The sequence below is a fragment of the Curtanaerobium respiraculi genome (assembly GCF_024609215.1).
In the GTDB taxonomy this organism is placed as follows: Bacteria; Actinomycetota; Coriobacteriia; order Coriobacteriales; family Eggerthellaceae; genus Curtanaerobium; species Curtanaerobium respiraculi.
Genome location: NZ_JANIPD030000001.1, coordinates 114609 through 130778 on the forward strand (window position 1 = coordinate 114609; position 16170 = coordinate 130778).

At 61.6% G+C, this 16170-nt stretch carries 12 protein-coding genes; 1 reads left to right on the plus strand and 11 read right to left on the minus strand.

The annotated features are described in order from the left end of the window. Positions 1 to 223: 223 nt before the first annotated feature. The 9 genes from NOV21_RS00525 to NOV21_RS00565 all read right to left on the minus strand — a co-directional run bounded on the left by NOV21_RS00525 (position 224) and on the right by NOV21_RS00565 (position 13662). Positions 224 to 544, minus strand: a complete 321-nt coding sequence (locus NOV21_RS00525) for a DUF1292 domain-containing protein (protein WP_283169689.1) — start codon at positions 542 to 544, stop codon at positions 224 to 226. A gap of 154 nt (positions 545 to 698) precedes the next feature. Further along, entirely contained in the window at positions 699 to 3521 is a 2823-nt protein-coding gene (gene secD / locus NOV21_RS00530; protein ID WP_283169690.1) for a protein translocase subunit SecD, read from the minus strand. Between the two features lie 83 nt (positions 3522 to 3604). Continuing rightward, entirely contained in the window at positions 3605 to 4753 is a 1149-nt protein-coding gene (gene tgt / locus NOV21_RS00535) for a tRNA guanosine(34) transglycosylase Tgt (protein WP_283169691.1), read from the minus strand. 9 nt (positions 4754 to 4762) lie between these two features. Beyond that, positions 4763 to 5656 carry an HAD family hydrolase gene (locus tag NOV21_RS00540; protein WP_283169692.1) on the minus strand — a complete coding sequence of 298 codons (894 nt, stop codon included), beginning with the start codon at positions 5654 to 5656 and terminating at the stop codon, positions 4763 to 4765. A gap of 171 nt (positions 5657 to 5827) precedes the next feature. Beyond that, entirely contained in the window at positions 5828 to 6931 is a 1104-nt protein-coding gene (gene queA, locus NOV21_RS00545) for a tRNA preQ1(34) S-adenosylmethionine ribosyltransferase-isomerase QueA (RefSeq protein WP_283169693.1), read from the minus strand. Between the two features lie 595 nt (positions 6932 to 7526). Beyond that, a complete protein-coding gene (locus NOV21_RS00550; protein ID WP_283169694.1) occupies positions 7527 to 8024 on the minus strand; it encodes a zinc-ribbon domain-containing protein in 498 nt (165 codons plus the stop codon). Between the two features lie 104 nt (positions 8025 to 8128). Beyond that, on the minus strand, positions 8129 to 11281 hold the full coding sequence (locus NOV21_RS00555; RefSeq protein WP_283169695.1) for an AfsR/SARP family transcriptional regulator: 3153 nt from the start codon (positions 11279 to 11281) through the stop codon (positions 8129 to 8131). Positions 11282 to 11680: 399 nt separating this feature from the next. Beyond that, positions 11681 to 12406 carry an epoxyqueuosine reductase QueH gene (locus NOV21_RS00560; RefSeq protein WP_283169696.1) on the minus strand — a complete coding sequence of 242 codons (726 nt, stop codon included), beginning with the start codon at positions 12404 to 12406 and terminating at the stop codon, positions 11681 to 11683. Positions 12407 to 12813: 407 nt separating this feature from the next. Next, positions 12814 to 13662: a CPBP family intramembrane glutamic endopeptidase gene (locus tag NOV21_RS00565; protein WP_283169697.1), complete on the minus strand. Its 849-nt coding sequence runs from the start codon at positions 13660 to 13662 to the stop codon at positions 12814 to 12816. Between the two features lie 60 nt (positions 13663 to 13722). Here NOV21_RS00565 and NOV21_RS00570 point away from each other — a divergent pair, with 60 nt between their 5' ends. Then, the gene (locus NOV21_RS00570) at positions 13723 to 14430 is read left to right on the plus strand and encodes a TraX family protein (protein ID WP_283169698.1); all 708 of its coding nucleotides are present in this window, start codon (positions 13723 to 13725) and stop codon (positions 14428 to 14430) included. A gap of 155 nt (positions 14431 to 14585) precedes the next feature. Here the strand turns inward: NOV21_RS00570 and NOV21_RS00575 are convergent, their stop codons facing one another. Further along, complete coding sequence (locus NOV21_RS00575) at positions 14586 to 15002, minus strand: hypothetical protein (protein WP_283169699.1); 417 nt, start codon at positions 15000 to 15002, stop codon at positions 14586 to 14588. Between the two features lie 68 nt (positions 15003 to 15070). Next, on the minus strand, positions 15071 to 16168 hold the full coding sequence (gene ruvB / locus NOV21_RS00580; protein WP_283169700.1) for a Holliday junction branch migration DNA helicase RuvB: 1098 nt from the start codon (positions 16166 to 16168) through the stop codon (positions 15071 to 15073). Positions 16169 to 16170: the final 2 nt, after the last annotated feature.

Here is a 16170-nt window from a genome sequence, read left to right on the forward strand (position 1 = left end):
TTCCACGAGACCGACGAAACGCCCGCGGCATGCCGGGAATAGCGCCCCGGTTATCTACCGCCTCGCGGTGGGTGCGCCGTCTCCGGCATCGACGATCGGCTCGTCGCCGCATTCGACCATGCATCTGCAACCTCAGCAGCCGCAGCGAAGCATATACGGCTGTCAAATCGAACCCGGATGCCCGGATAACCTGGGATAAGGGGCATCCGCACGCGCATCCCGACTACTCGAAATCGTAGAGGCCCTTGCTGGCCTCCCTGAACGCCTCCCATGCGGCATTGCCGGTTTCCTCGTCGGTCACCAGCTCGAAATCGACAGGCTGGCCGTCTTCGTCCATGGCAGTCACCTCAAGCAGCACCACCTCCCCGCTCGACAGGGCGGGCGCATCCTCGCTGATTGGGAAGAAGAAGGCATAGCGCGCCTCATTCATGAGGATGAGCCCGAGGAACTCCAGATCGATCTTCTCGCCGTTCTCGTCCTCGAAGGTGAAGACCGCGCCCTCCTCCTCGGGCGGGGCGAAGTTCGGAGCGCTTCCGTATCTCATCGTGGGGATTCCTCTCTCGTGGGATTTAGACGGTCGAACGGTGATCCGCAGCTGAAATGCGGGGCAGGCAGGTCGGTGGATAGGAAGCGATCGGCGCGCGATCCGAACCGGAGCAGAGCGGGCCGTGCGATCGGCGCGCACGGCCCACCTGCCGTTATTCGTCGCTTTTCGCCTTCGCGGACTCTTCGACCGCCTCTTCGAATTTCTCACGGTCGACGATGCGGATGCCCGGCTCGGGCGAAACCGCTCCGTCCTCGACGATCCGGTCGGACGCCTTCTTCTTCGCGCGCTGCTCGGCACGCTTGGCCTTCGCAGCCGCTGCGCCCGTGGGCTTCGCCTTCTCATGTTTCTGAACCGCGGGCGCCTTCTCGGGGGCATCGGGGCGATCTTCCACTGCAACGACCGTGGCTTCGCCGGCGGGCTTCGCCGCACCTTTGGCCTCGCTGTCCCTGCTGTCGCTTGACAGCGCTCCGTGCTCGAACGCGAAGCGGCCGACCTCGGCCCCGTATTTCTTCGCAAGCCGCTGGTTCTTCGGCTCGCGCGACTTCCAAATCGAGAACAGCGGGCAGGCGATGGCGATGGAGCTGTACGCGCCGACGACCAAGCCGATGGTCATGGCGAAGGCGAAGTCCTGCAGGGTCTCGCTGCCGAAGAGCAGCATCGCAATGACGGGGAAGATCGACGTGAGGGTCGTGTTGATGGAGCGTACGAACACCTGGTTCATGGAATGGTTCGCCATCGTCATGAACGTGCAGCGGATCTGCGAATGCTCCATGTTGTCGCTGATGCGGTGGAACACCACCACCGTGTCGTAGAGCGAGTAGCCCAGGATCGTGAGCAGGGCCGCCACGACGTTCGGGTTGATCTCGCGCCCGACCAGCGCATATATGCCCACCACCAGCAGAAGGTCATGAAGCAGGGCTATGACGGCGGTGACGCCCATCTTGTACTCGAAGCGTATGGCGATATATACGATGATCAGCACGAACGACACCAGCAACGCGATGACCATGGCATTGATGATGCTGCTGCCCCAGTCGGGCCCTATGGTGCTCACCTGGAAGCTTTCCGTGGAGATGCCGAGTTCATGCGCGACCTGCGTTGCAATCCCTGCGGCGCTTGCGGCATCGTCGTTGGCGATGCGCACGATGAAGCCGTCTTCTCCATTGCTGTTCGTGGTCTGGATGACGGGATCGCCCTCGCCCGCAGCATTGAACGCGCTGCGCATCTGGTCGGCGGTCACGCTGCCCGTATCGTTGAACGCGATCGACGTTCCGCCGATGAATTCGATGCCCAGGTTCAATCCACGCACGCCGATGATGCCGATGCACAGCACCATCATAACGGCGGCCGCGCCCAGAAACACATTGCGGTGCTTGAGGAACGGAATATCGTGCTTGATGAAGCGCCCCCGCACCTTGGCGGCGGCCTGCGCGGCGGCGCGGCCCTCCTCGCCGCCCTTGCGCGCGGCGTAGGCCTCGTTGTCGGCTGAGTTGATCGCCTCGGCGGACACGGCAGTCTCCACCTTCTCGCCCTCGGCCTCGGCCAGCCGTTTGTACACGACGGAAGCCTCCTGCGAGTCCTTCACGCCCCAGAAGCCGGGATGCTTTGCGATCTGATGCGGGGCGAGCAGGCGAATGATGGGCGCCTTGAACAGCAGCATCATCACGATGTCGCACATGATGCCCAGCGCCAGCGTCAGGCCGAAGCCCTTGACGCCGCTGCTGGCGAGGAAGAAGAGCGACAGCGCGGTCACCAGCGAGACCGAGTCGGCGTCGATCGAGGTCATGATGCCATGGCGCACACCCGTGATGGACGCCGCGCGCACACTGCGGCCGAAGCGGATTTCCTCGCGGAAGCGCTCCAGCGTCAACACCGACGAGTCGGCCGCCATGCCGATGGTCAGCACGATGCCCGCGACGCCCGCCAGAGAAAGGCTGAACAGCCCGAAATGCGAGAGCAGCGCGAGAAGTCCCAGGTAGAACACTGCAAAGACCGCGATCGCCGCCGCGGTGATAGAGCCGAGGCCCTTGTAGAAGAACAGCAGGTAGAGCATGACGATCAGCAGGCCGGCGAGCGCTACGGCAACGCCGGTCCCCAGCGCATCCTGGCCGAGGGTGGGTCCGACGGTCTCGCTCTGCGCGTAGGTGAAGCTGACGGGAAGCGAGCCGCTTTCGAGCACGGTCTTGAGCGCCTTCGCCGCATCCTGCGTGTAATTGCCGGTGATCTGCACCTTGCCGTCGGTGATCTCGGACTGCACAGCAGGAGCGCTGTTCACCTCGCCGTCCAGTATGATCACGATCTGGCCGTGGTCGCCCACCAAGTCGCGGCTCGCGTCGGCGAACGCCTGCGTGCCGTCGGCGTCAAGCTCGATGTTCACCGCGTAATTCGGGCCGGTCCCGTTCTCCCGGTCCACGTAGACGCGCTTGATGTTGGAACCCGTGATGATGGGGGTGTAGGTTCCGCTCGCCACGGTGAGGTTCGAGGATTTCTCGCTGGGAAGCGTGTTCCCGAAATCGTCGGTCACGGTCGCGTTCTGGTGGATCTGCCCCGTCTGGATCCGGGTCTTCACCGTTTGGTCGGTGAAACTGTCCAAGCGGGCGAACTCCAGCTGGCCCGTCTTGCCGATGGTATCGAGCGCCGCCTGCGTATCGGATAGCCCGGGGATTTGCACGAGGATCTGGTTGTTGCCCTGGATCTGTACCGTGGCCTCGGACGCGCCCAGCGCATTCACGCGCGTTTCGATGATGTCGCGCGACGCCTGCATGTCGGCGTCGGAAACGGAGCCGCCCTCGGTGCTGTTGGCGGTCAGCACGACCGAAAGGCCGCCCTGGATATCCAAGCCCTGGTTGATCTTCTCCTGCGGGGGCATGAACATCCACACCGATCCGACGATGATCAACGTGGTGATAACAAGCAGCCAGATATTGCGCCTATCGGTGCCGTGACTCCGTTTTTTTCCTCGAACTTCTGCCATGAACGTTCCTCGATCTTCGCGCCGAGAGGCGCATTCGCATTTCCCGAACCAAAGTATTATGCCACAAGCGGAATACATCCGGCTCAGTAGTCCTTCGCCGCGGCGCTGCCCATCCATGCGCGGTAGAATTCCTCGTAGGCGCCCGCCAGCACCGCCTCGCGCGCGCGGCGCATGAGGTCGATGAGGAAGAACAGGTTGTGCTGCGAGAGCAGCATCCCGCCCAGCATCTCGTTCTGCTTCACCAGGTGGCGCAGGTACGCGCGGCTGTAATTGCGGCACACGGGGCATGAGCACGCATGGTCGAGCGGGGTGAAATCGCGCGCGTACTTCGCGTTGCGCAGGTTCATGCGGCCGGTGCTGCTGAATGCGGTGCCCATGCGCCCGGTGCGCGTCGGAAGCACGCAATCGAACATGTCCACGCCTTCGCGGACGGCCCGGACCAGCGTGGTGGGATTGCCCACTCCCATCAGGTAGCGCGGGCGATCCTCGGGAAGGGCGCGCGCGGCCCGGCCCAGCGTCTCGAACATGATCTCGTGGTCCTCGCCCACCGAATATCCGCCGATCCCGAACCCCGCGAAGCGCCCCATCCCCTCCGCCTGGGCATGCCGCTCCGCCTCGATGAGGTGCTGCGCGCTCGCCAGACGCAAATCCAGGTGCATGCCGCCTTGCTCGATGCCGAATAGGCCCTGGTCAGCACGCGTGTGCGAACGTAGGCACCGCTCTGCCCATTCCCACGAGAGCCTCGTGCTGGCCGCGACGGCGCTCTTCTCCGCAGGGTATCCGATGCACTGGTCCAACTGCATGGCGATGTCCGCTCCGATGGCCTGCTGGATCTCCATGTTGCGCTCGGGCGTCCATCTATGCTTGCTCCCGTCGTAGTCGAGCGCTTTGAACGATACGCCGTCAGGATCGGCCTTCATCATATGGTCGAGGCTGAACAGCTGGAATCCGCCGCTATCGGTGAGCATGGGACCATCGTAGCCCATGAACTCCTGCACGCCGCCCGCTTCCCGCACCACCTCCGCGCCGGGCCGCATGTACAGGTGGTACGTGTTCGCGAGCACCACCTGCGCGCCGATTTCGTGCAGCACGTCCACCGTGATGCCCTTGACCGTGGCATGCGTGCCCACCGGCATGAACAGGGGCGTGCGCACCACGCCGTGGGCGGTCTCGAAAGAGAGGGCGCGGGCATGCCCGTCCTGCGCATCAAGGGTTACATCGAACAGGGCCATATGACTTCCTCACCGCTCAGGGGAGGCGCCGGCGTGCCCGTCCCATAGGGGGACGGGTTTCGCCTCGCGCCCGGAGGCGGTTGCGAACCCGCCATCCAAAGGACTTCTGTTGGGATATCCGCGCAACGCACGGGTGCTGGTGCACGGAGGCAGCTCCTGAGCCCACGCTGCGAACTCGGCCAGGGATCCGTGCTTCACCGAGCCGATATCGAAATCATTCTCGTTGATGAGCTCGTCGAGCACCAGATAGGCGTCCATGCCCGTCGACAGGCAGGACAGATCGTCGATGGTGTTGTTCCCCACCATCAGAACGCGGCCCGGTTCGTCAAGCGCGTCAGCGATGGCAAGGTTCTCGTGGTAGAACGCCGTCTGCGGCTTCACCGCCGTGCTGTTGTCGAACGTTGTAATGCGCGCGAAAGCCGTATGATCGACCGCGGCCCACTGCAGGCGCGCCAGCACACCCTCGCGGGGGAACAAGGGCATGGTCGTCAGGTAGAGCGGGTACCCTTTGGCGCGCAGCGTCTGCACCGCACGGTTCGCCGCGGGGTTCGGCACGATGCCCTCCCCGCATCTCTCGAATTCATTCGCGTAGAAATCCATCAGGAAATCCCGCGCCTCGGCTTGCTGCTGCAGGTTCAGGGGCATTTCCTGGTCTTCGTACGTGGCGCAAAACGTCGCCCAGAACGCATCCGCATTGGTCAGGTCTGACGGATGATCGCTCATCGAGTGCATGCCCCGGTTGAGGGCATGCAGGAACAGGCCGGCATCCCTGCCCTCCCGCCGCAACTTCCCTTCTAGCTCACGGTAATAAGTTTCGAGAAACCTGCGCACCGGCATGGGCAGCAGGGTGCCGTCCATGTCGAAGAAAATCGCATCGTAGGGCGCCGGATCGATATCGTTCAAAAAGCCTCAACTCCTTGTTTGCACGGAGATTGCCATGCGGACCGTACCCGAGCGTCAGACGCGGTGGCCGGCAGTCGCGGCCGCCCCGGCTTCCCATGGCGTGGCGCGCAAAACCCCGCCATCGCACAGCCCGCCGAAGGCGGATCGTTCCGCACGCGATCTCAATCTACGTTATGCGCCGACGGAATGGCCACAGCCGGCGGCAATCAACATGGCATCGCCGAAACTGAGCATCCGATACCCGCTTTCGATGGCGTGACGATAGGCGTTCATTATGCTGTCGCGGCTGCTGAACGCGCTGACTAGCATCATGAGGGTGCTGCGCGGCACATGGAAGTTCGTCACCATCGCATCCACCACGTGGAAGCGACTCCCCGGCAGAAGGAACAGGCTCGTCGTACCGTTCTCCCGCGCGCGCAGGCATCCCGCGGCCGCATCCCACGCGCTTTCCAAGCTGCGCACGCTGGTGGTCCCGATGGCGAACACGCGATTGCCCCGCTCGTGGGCGGCATCGCAGGCATCCACCACGCTTTGCGGAACCGTGTACGTCTCCGTGTGCATGGCATGCTGCGCAGGATCTTCCTCTTCGACGATACGGAACGTATCGATCCCCACCTGCAGTTCGACCGTATGCCACGAAGCGCCCTTCGCCTTGATTCCCTCAATCAGCTGGGGCGTGAAATGCAGGCCGGCAGTGGGAGCAGCAGCGCTCGTCTCGCGTTGGGAATACACCGTCTGGTACATTTCCTCATCACCGGCGTAACCGTGGATGTAAGGGGGCAGCGGCGTGTGCCCCACGGCATGGACCGCCTGGTCGAGCGTGGGAAAAGCATCCGTGGACAAGTTGACGATGCGCTCGCCCTTGCCATCTTCCTTGAAATCGACGACCTCCGCCGACAGAACCACCGCACCCGACGCATCGGCGAAATCGACCATGGCACCGGGCTTGAGCCGTTTGCCCGGCCGGACGAGGGCTTCCCACAGCGCGCTTTTGTTAGCTGGGGCAACTCCTGCGTGGGGTCGCAGGAGAAAGACCTCGGCTTGGCCGCCCGTTCCGCGTTTGCACCCCAAGAGGCGCGCGGGAAGAACGCGGGTCTCGTTTGCGACGAGCACGTCCCCCGGATCGATATAGTCCACGATATCCCGGAAAATGCGGTCCGCAAGCGCTCCCGTCGCGCGATCCATCACCAGGAGCCGGCACTCATCCCTCACCGGCCACGGCTGCTGCGCGATGCGATCGGGTGGTAATTCGTAATCAAAATCATCGGTCTTCATGGCATACCTCGTTTTGCGTTCAAGCAGTAGATGATAGCGCACGTATCGACCATTCGCACGCGATGTGCGATGTTCGATCCGACCAATGCGGTTTTTTCGAAAATCTCATATCTTGAAGAGCTTATTAGATCGCCAACATCGGAATATGCATACGAGTTGCTCAACTCAGATGGCGACGAGGTTCGCAGGAAGACAGGTAAAAGCCTGATAGATTCAGGCCGTACCGAGAATCCCAACAATGATGAATACTTGGTGTCTTTAGAGGCTGTGAAGAAATACTCCGAACATTCGTCTCCGCTGGATCGTAGTGGTCGCGAAAGACCCGCCGATGTCATGTCACCGGCGGGCTCCATCTTGAGCTCATCTGCGAGGCAGTCGAATTCGCCACCGTCAAAGCCTTGCTTTCAGGCTCATCCGCTCGCGTGCCATTTCCTCGGCGCTCGCGGTGGCCTTGTCTACCGTTTCATCAACCCTTCCACCATCCCAGTGACTTCATCGAGGACGGAGCACCCCGCCAAAGCCAATGGAAGCAGGGCGATGAGGGGGATGTGGTTTTTTGCCCATGGAGATCCCCCTCGGATGGGCTGGGAACGGGCTAATGGAATATCTTTATCTTCCCAACGAGCGGAAGCTCCTTCGCCCTCCCTTGGAAGACGTTCACGAGGCCGAGGATGGAGAGGGCCAGGAAGACGAGGCCGACAAGGCTGAGTATCGTCGGCACGAATGCAAGCCGCCATGAAATGGACAGCACGATGGCGCTCACGATTTGCACGGCAACCCAGTATGCGACCTCCACGAGAAACAGCACAAGCCCTTGACGAGCGTGGTAGCGCACGAAACGGTTCCCCTTCTCGGCGAAGAAGGGGATGAGAACGAGTATGCCCAAGTACGAAAGGCAGCCTATCCCCTTGCCGCTCTCGACTTCGGCGGGAGTGTAATCGCTTGTGGTGTCGGGCGTGTCCGCGAGGTTCTCGAAGGCGGCCTGTGCGTCGCTGTGCCATTCGACCTCGTCCTGCGAAACCGCTTTGCCGCACGACGGACAGTAGCGGATTCCCTCTTCCATTTGAGCGCCGCAGTGTTTGCAAAACATCATGACGATCCTCTCTCTTCGAAGTTTGACGTTGACGTCAACATAGAGGAGAGGGCGTGAAATGAGCGTGAAACGAAAGGGACGAGAGGATAGGCAGGCGAGGAAACCTAGATGGAAAGCTCCGTGTCGATGCCCATTTCCTCTTGGAACCTCCGCTTGAATTGGCGGTAGAAGCTTTTCGCGCGGGCATGCTGCCCCTCTTTGCGATAGAGGGCGATGAGCGTCGCCGCGCATTCCTCGTCAAGCGGGTTCACCTCGAGTGCGCGTACCAGCTGCTCGCGAACGGATGGGGAGCATGCGCCCTTGAGGGCCAGGCGGCCGAGCTCGTGCACCGCTTCGGCGTACATGGAAGCGTAGTACTCCCTCCTTATGGCACCCCAGTCGTCGCATTCGGTCTCGCCGAGGAACGGCCCCTGGTACAGCAGGCAGAGTTCGATGAGAGCCCGGGGGTCGTCGGCATCCCCTTCCTCCCACTGGCGGAAGAGCGTATCGAACTTTCGCACGTCGCTTTCGATGGAGGCAGCTCGCTTGAGACGCAGGCCGTCCTTCGTCTCCTCCAGAAGGGCATTGTCGCTTTCGAAGGGAAGATTGGCCCTCGAAAGCGTCTTGCGGAGCTCGTAGAGCGCAACGCGAAGCGAGGTCTGAGCGGATTTTCGATCCGATTCGGGCCAGAAGATGGCAGCGAGGCGCTCACGCGACTGGGCAGTCTCCCGAGCCAGCACGTATTTCAGGATGCCGCACACCTTCTTCGTCTTGAAATCGCCTTCCGTAAGCACCATGTTTCCATATGAGAGCTGGAATCGGCCGAAAAGGCGCACGCTGATCGCATCGGTTTTGGGAGCTGCACGGTTCCCTTCGTGGTAAGAGCGCAGCAGATGGCAATAGGCGCTTTGGATCTTGTCATCCTCGGCATGCGCGAGAACGCGATTCAGTGAAGGGAAATCCATCGTCATCGCATAGACATACCCGTGCTCCTTTCCCAAGTGGACCCATAGCTCGAGGTACAAACGCCCGCTCTCTTCGTCGCCTGCAAGAAAATGCAAGTCGCAAAGGTGCAGGTATATGCCGTACAGGCTCTGCCGAGCTCGCTTTTTGTCGCATGTGGCCAGGCATTCCGTGAAGATGCGTTCGGCTTGCGCATATTCGCCGCGCTTCTTATGAACGACACCCACGACGGCCTTCGAGAATTCCCCCATGCCGTGCCCGGGGTTTTCCCGCGCGAAGAACGATGCGGCCCCCTGCGCTTCGGCAAGCAGGCTCTCCGCCGGCTCGCCTTCATCGATGAGGCAGAGAAGCGAAACAACCTCCTGGACCAGCGTCTCGCTGCCGTACCGTGAAAACTGGACCCGAGCTTTGCGCCATGCATCCAGAGCCCCGCGCGTATTTCCCTGAAGGTACTTCTGAAAACCCAAAACATAGCAGGCATACCCCAGAGAGAATGACGAGCCGTACTTTTCCCCCAGCAGCGAGAACTCGTTTACGAAGAACTGCATGAGGTCCTGCCTCGCGGAAAGGAAGCACACGTTGCAGCAGGAAACGAGTCCGATGATGCGCCACTGATCGTTGGCTGCCATGATCGGGTGGGCCAGTATCCTCTCAAGGTTCTTTCGCGATTCCTCCAGGTTGCCGCTCCGGTAATGGAATATCCCCCTGATCATCAGATAGCTGAATTGCCACATGGCATCGTTGATGGGGCGACGTTCGAGATAGCGGCTGTAGCGTTTCGCGCGAACGAGCTCGTCTTGTCCGGTCAGCGAGATGAACCGGCTGACGACAAGGTCGGTTCGGCTCGTTCCTCCCTTTAGGACGATGGCAAGGACGGGGAGCCCCTTCGCAGCGCTCTGCAGCACACCGAAATCGTTGGTTTGGAAGGCGATGACCATGATCATGCCGAAGCAGTTCATCAGGAACGCATAGTCCTCCCTTTTCCTGAACTCATCCATGGCGCGAAGGAGGTTCGCCTCCGATTCCGCCCTATCGGTGTTCATGAGGCGCATGGCGTCGATGAAGAGAAGATAGGGGCTGCGTTTGATCTGTTCTTCGGTGAACAGGCCCAGCAGCAAAAAGCACTTCTCGGGCTCTCCCGCCGCAAATGCATCCTTGATGTTGTCGGCGGCAAGTGCGAAGGCATGCCGTTCTTGTTCGGCCTTGAGATAATGGAAGATGGATTTCTCCAAGTTGCGCGTTCGATAGTAATCTGCGGCATGGATATGCAGTCTGCGCTGACTTTGCAGATCGGTGGATCGCCGATACAGGCGGCTCAGGCCATCGCGAAACAGGGAGTGGAACCGATAGCGTACGGGATTGCCCCGAATCCTCTGAAGATATAGGTCGCTTCGTTCTATCCAATGCAGAAACCCCATCGCATCGGGGTTCTTGAACAGATTCGACAGCTCATCGATGGAGAAATCATCAAGCTGCGAAAGCTCGAGCAGCAGGGTCCTCTGATCATCGGTGATAGAGGAGAGGAATTCTTCGAGAAAAGCGAAGAAAAGCGCGTCGACGCTTTCGGGAAGCGCCCCTGGAGCAGCTGCCCTGGAAAGTATTCCCGAATGGCAGATGATGTAGACGCAGGCTACCCATCCCTCGCTGATGCGAGCAAGAGATTCCAGCTGGTCATCGTCGAGCTTCATACCGTAAACATCCCTTACCAGCGCTCTGATCTCATGCCTCTGGAACAGGAGGGCCGTCTCATCGAACAGATGGCAACGAGGATGAAGGAGCAGTTTTCCCGTGAGGATGCCGGGGTCTTTGCGCGACGCGATGACCATATGCACGCAAGCGGGCATGTTGCTGGCGAAATACCGCATCGTCGCCTTTATGGCATCGTTGTCCATGACCGTCTGGTAATCGTCAAACACGAGAAAGAGCTCATCATCGGAATCCTCGACGAGGGAAGCCATGTCCTGACATATCTGGGCGTTGAGGAGCGGGTAATCCTCCTGAAGGTTCCCCAGGCTGCTGAACATGCGGAAACTATCGATTTGAATACGATTCCGCTCGGAGAAGAGCATGGATAGAAGATGCTGGTAAAAAACGGGGAGAAAGGAGTCCTCCCGTTCGAGCCGATACCAGCGGGTGCGGTCACGGTGTTTCTGGAGCGAGAGGAGGATAGCGGTCGTCTTGCCGAATCCGGCAGGGGCCACGAGAATGGCAAGCCGGTATGTTCCCAACGAGAGCTTCTGGATGCGGTCGCAGAAAAGACTGCGCAGGGGAATCGCGGGGAGTCGCAGCTTTGTCTGAAGGAGAGGAGATTCCACGTTGGCAGTCCTTCGAGTCCATACTGATTGCGACGAAGTATAGCAAAATCGGGGGCTCCCTATATCCGATCGTTGTATCGACAACGCTTTTCTTCGTCCAGGGAAGTACTGATTAGGTCGTATCGCGCCCCCAAGCGGTGCCCCGACCGCCGCATGGGCCGCGCCATGCGGCGGTCGGGGCACCGCTTGGGATGAGCGCGATCGGTTCGGCTACTTGAAAAACGCCCCTGAGAGGGGTTTGGATGGCAAAGCCTGAAAAAAATCTACCGATCGTTTTCTCTAAAATGATTCTCCGTAAGGGCTGTGCATGGCCTTCCAGCCGGCCGTCGCGGGATCCGGACAGGCAATTAATTGCCTCCGAGGCCTCGCTGATCATGCCATCGGATCCTGCGCGGTCGTTTATCGCTCATAAGGTTGATCAGCGGAATTGCGGGATTGCTCGCGGAAGCGTTTGCGGGCATCGTGCTTGGCGCGCTGCCTCGCCTCGTAAGCTTCCCGTTTGCGCTTGCGATCCTCGCGCAAGGGGGCTTCTGCCGCCTCGCGCTCCGCCGCCCGGGCGGCACGCTCGCGTTTCCGCTCTTGTCGTTCCGCATCGGCTTCCGCCTTGCTGACCAAGCACCCGCAATAATTCTGGCGGTACATGCCCGCCTCGCGGCTCCTCCGCGTGGCCTGGGGGTAATAGGGGCGGAAATCTTCCCATACGCAAACAAGCCCGTGCGCTTCGGCCGCACGTTCCAGCTCCTCGTGGCATACCTCGGAGAGCTGATAGGGGCTCACCGCGAGCGTGGTGGAAATCCCCTCGAAGCCATGCCTCGACGCGTAGGCGGCAGCTTCCTCCAATCGCATGCGATAGCAGGCGCGGCAGCGATTTTCGCGCAGGGCTCCGGATCGATGCTCCTCGCCAGGAAGGCGGCTCCATGCCTTGTCGTCGTAGGGGAAATCGACGACGGGAATGCCCTGCTCCCCCGCCCATTCCAGCAGCGTGTCCAGCCTGCGGTCGTACTCCGCTCGCGGTTGGATGTTGGAATTCGAGAAGGCGATGGTTATGTCGTGCCCCGCCTGGACGAGCAGCCGGACCGGTTCCAACGAGCACGGCCCGCAACACGCGTGCAATAGCAGCTTCATCGGACCTCCTCGCATCGCCTCGGAGCCTCGCGCGGCACCCCGTTCGGACTGTTCTATGCTAGCACGCTTTCCGCATCAGGATTCGAATCGCCGCGAATACGGCAGAGGCAGTGCGCGCTGCGGACAATGCGCCCGATGGACACTCGATGAATTCTCCCACGTGATTCGCGATACCGCGCTTCGGCGTTCGAAAAAGCAGATGGATGCGCCATGCTGCAGCATCGAGTCGGAAGCGCATAGCCTTGGCAGCTCAGGGCAATGGGCAACGGGGCGCTGCGTGCAGGGCAGGCCCCAATCGAATGGATGTGCCATGCTATTCCGGCAGATAGGGTCGCGAACCCTCAACGACGATGTTCGAAAGGCCCACGCCCGGGTAGCCTTTTAGCCGCCATGCGATCCAGAGGGCCTCACGCACCCTGGCAATCTCGCAGACGATGCATGCAGTATGCCGCGACAACCATGCACCCTAAGGCGACCATCACCGTCGAGACCGCGCCCGCTCCCGCAAGCGCCACACCGCCCATCGACGCCCCGCCCGTGGAAAAAAGCGTCGGCAGCGTATCGATAATATCGAAAACGGCGTGTACGGCTATCGGCACCGCCAGGCGCCCGGTCGCGGCATACAGGAAGCCCATCGCCACGGAAAACCCGAATGCGGTTACGGTTTTGGCGAGCACGGCAAACCACAGTGCGTTCCGAGGCATGGCATATTGGGCCTCGACCACCCCGGAAGCATGAAGCAGGGCGAATAGCAGGCTCGTCGCGAGAACGCCTTTCAATAGGGCGTTCCCCGATCCTGCTTGATTTCCCGCGCGCGCGAATCCCGTCTGCACGACGCCCCGAAACAGCGCTTCTTCGAACGCCCCCGTCGCGCATGCGAGCACCGCAAGCGCTAATATCCCGAAGAAAAGACCCGCCCCCTCGGGTGAGGCCGGGCTTCCGCCCACCGACTCCAGCGCCGAAGCACCGGCCATCCCCCGCACACAGCTCGCGCATGCCGCGGTTGCGAGAAGAACGCAGACGGTCAGACCTACTGACTTGGGATCTCCGGACTTCCCTCGACCAACTTCAAAAGGCAACGCCCCGCTCGGCGATGACCCCGGCCGCATCGCCCGCCAAAGACCGGTCGAAACCAGCGCCGCCGCTCCCGTTGCGCCCAGGGATGCCCAGTATCCGTTCGAGGGAAACGAGGCGTAGAGGGCCAGCACCGCGACGAGCGCCGTCGTGGTGAATGCAAGGGGATGGGATGTGCTCAAATTCCTCAGCATCATGGCGACAGTATAATCGCAGCCGGCCGGATGAAAGGGAGTGGGCGCATGGCGGAGCGGAGCGGTGGACGCGGCGTGGATTCCTTTTTCCTGAAGATGCTCGCCATCGTCACCATGACATGCAACCATGCGGGTTACATCTTCAACGGCCAACTCCCCTTTGAGGCGTACTGCATGCTCATCGGAGTGGGAGGATTCACCTTCCCGATCATGGCCTACCTCGTCCTCGTGGGATACCGGCATACGCGCAGCGTGAAGAGCTACGCGCTGCGGCTGCTCGTCTTCGCCCTGATCTCGGAAATCCCCTTCTGGCTCTTCCTCGGGCACGAGGGCAACGTCATGTTCACATTGCTCGCTGGGCTCCTGGCTTTCCGGCTGGACGATGCGGTGGAAAACCGCTGGCTTCTCACCGGGGCGGTGGCGCTGCTCGCACTTGCGACGCTCTTCTGCGACTGGGGCGTGATAGGCGTCCTGGCAATGTATCTGTTCAAACGGTTTGAAGGACGGCCTGGAGCCGTGTACCTGCCCCTTGCCGTCGTTGCCGTCGTCGCGGGGGCATACGGGCTGCAGGAGCTCGCGGAGGAATCGGCCGATGCGATTCCGTCGATCGCCTACGCCTGCGCGAACATGGCCGCAGCGCCTTTGCTGGCACGTTACAACGGCGAGCGCGGCTATCCGCTCAAGTACTTCTTCTACGCATACTACCCCCTGCACATCGCCGTATTGGGGATCGCCGCGCGGGCGCTCTCCGCCTAGGGAGGCACTGATGGATTCCGCCTTGGCCGGGGGCGGCGGGCTGAGTGCCAGGGCGGCGGAAGGCGAGCGGGCGCGCTGACGTGCGCGAACGGGGATCGAGCCGCTCCGGCACTCAGCATGCCGTCCTCGGGCTGGCGGAATTCATCAGCGGTTCCCTAGATCTTCTCCGTCTGACGGGATTCCAGGAAAGCACGCATCGCCGCATCCGGGGCAACGTCCCCTTGAATCTCGAAGCCGTACGAACGGGCGAGGGCATCGGCCTGCGCCGCCCTCAAATCGGCTTTCCGCGCATCGCCCGCCTCGCGCCAATACTGGGAGGAAAGGTTGAGGGAATGCGCGACGTATTCGATGACCGCAGGGTCGGTGCCCGAAACCGAGAGGATGTCCGCGATCGAAGCGGGAGCCAGGTTCAGCAGCACTTCCCCGTCGATTTCCGTCGCGGCCCCGATCGCCTCATCCAAAAGCTCCGCGGCGGCACCGGTGCCCCGCTCGCCCCGCGCACGTTCCATGCTGCGATTGATGGCTTCGATGAGCTGCAGGATCATGCGCATAAGGTAATCTTGCTCGAACATACACGGCTCCTATCCAGTGCGACGCGGGAACGCCCGACCGCATCGCAAACGCATTGAGACGATGCGCCTCAATCAGCAGCAGTATACGGGATTCCCATATGGTCGAACGCCCGCTCGGTCGCCTGACGGCCCTTGGGCGTGCGTATAAGGAGTCCCTGCTGCATCAGGTACGGCTCGTAGACGTCTTCCAGGGAATCGGGGTCCTCCGACAAGGCGGACGCCAACGTGGTGAGGCCGACCGGCCTTCCACCGAATTGCTTGCAGAGCAGCCCCAGTATGCGATTGTCCACCGCGTCCAACCCGAGCGAATCGACCTCGTAGAACTCAAGCGCCCGGGCAGCCGTATCCTCGTCGATTCGTCCGTCCGCCTTCACCTGCGACCAGTCGCGCACGCGCTTCAGCAGGCGGTTCGCCAAACGCGGCGTGCCGCGGCTGCGGCGCGCGATCTCCAACGCGCCGTCGCGTGTCACCGGCACATCTAACAGCGCCGCCGAACGGTTGACGATATCCGCCAATTCGCCCGGCGTGTAGTAATTCAGGCGGAATGCGACGCCGAACCGGTCACGCAACGGGCCGGTGAGCAATCCGGTGCGCGTCGTGGCGCCGATGAGGGTGAACTTGGGAAGGTCCAGGCGAATGGAACGGGCAGCGGGGCCCTTGCCCACCACGATATCCAGCACGAAATCCTCGAGAGCGGGGTACAGCACCTCTTCCACCATGCGGTTCATGCGGTGGATCTCGTCGATGAAGAGCACGTCCCCATCCTCGAGATTGGTGAGGATCGCAGCCAAATCGCCCGTGCGGGCGATAGCGGGGCCGCTGGTGGTCTTGATGCGAGCGCCCATCTCGTTGGCGACCACCGTCGCCAACGTTGTCTTGCCCAAACCCGGAGGGCCGCTGAACAGGACATGGTCGACGACGTCGCCCCGTTGCTTGGCGGCCTCGATGATGATGCCCAGCGATTCCTTGACGCGTTCCTGGCCGATGTAGTCCGCCAATCGCTTGGGGCGCAGGCTGCGATCGAGGGCCAGGTCGTCTTCGGCAAGCTCCGCCTGCGTGAGGCGTTCGCGCGGATTGGCGCCGCCAAAGCCGCTTTCGCCCAACGCCGTGCCATCCGCCGGCTGCGCCGACGCATCGTACATCATGCCTTCGATTTGAACGCCCATAG

Excerpts from the sequence above, each read along its gene's own strand:
- NOV21_RS00525 (WP_283169689.1), bottom strand. The coding sequence starts at position 544 with ATGAGATACGGAAGCGCTCCGAACTTCGCCCCGCCCGAGGAGGAGGGC.
- secD (WP_283169690.1), bottom strand. The coding sequence starts at position 3,521 with ATGGCAGAAGTTCGAGGAAAAAAACGGAGTCACGGCACCGATAGGCGC.
- tgt (WP_283169691.1), bottom strand. The coding sequence starts at position 4,753 with ATGGCCCTGTTCGATGTAACCCTTGATGCGCAGGACGGGCATGCCCGC.
- queA (WP_283169693.1), bottom strand. The coding sequence starts at position 6,931 with ATGAAGACCGATGATTTTGATTACGAATTACCACCCGATCGCATCGCG.
- NOV21_RS00550 (WP_283169694.1), bottom strand. The coding sequence starts at position 8,024 with ATGATGTTTTGCAAACACTGCGGCGCTCAAATGGAAGAGGGAATCCGC.
- NOV21_RS00560 (WP_283169696.1), bottom strand. The coding sequence starts at position 12,406 with ATGAAGCTGCTATTGCACGCGTGTTGCGGGCCGTGCTCGTTGGAACCG.
- NOV21_RS00570 (WP_283169698.1), top strand. The coding sequence starts at position 13,723 with ATGGCGGAGCGGAGCGGTGGACGCGGCGTGGATTCCTTTTTCCTGAAG.
- NOV21_RS00575 (WP_283169699.1), bottom strand. The coding sequence starts at position 15,002 with ATGTTCGAGCAAGATTACCTTATGCGCATGATCCTGCAGCTCATCGAA.
- ruvB (WP_283169700.1), bottom strand. The coding sequence starts at position 16,168 with ATGGGCGTTCAAATCGAAGGCATGATGTACGATGCGTCGGCGCAGCCG.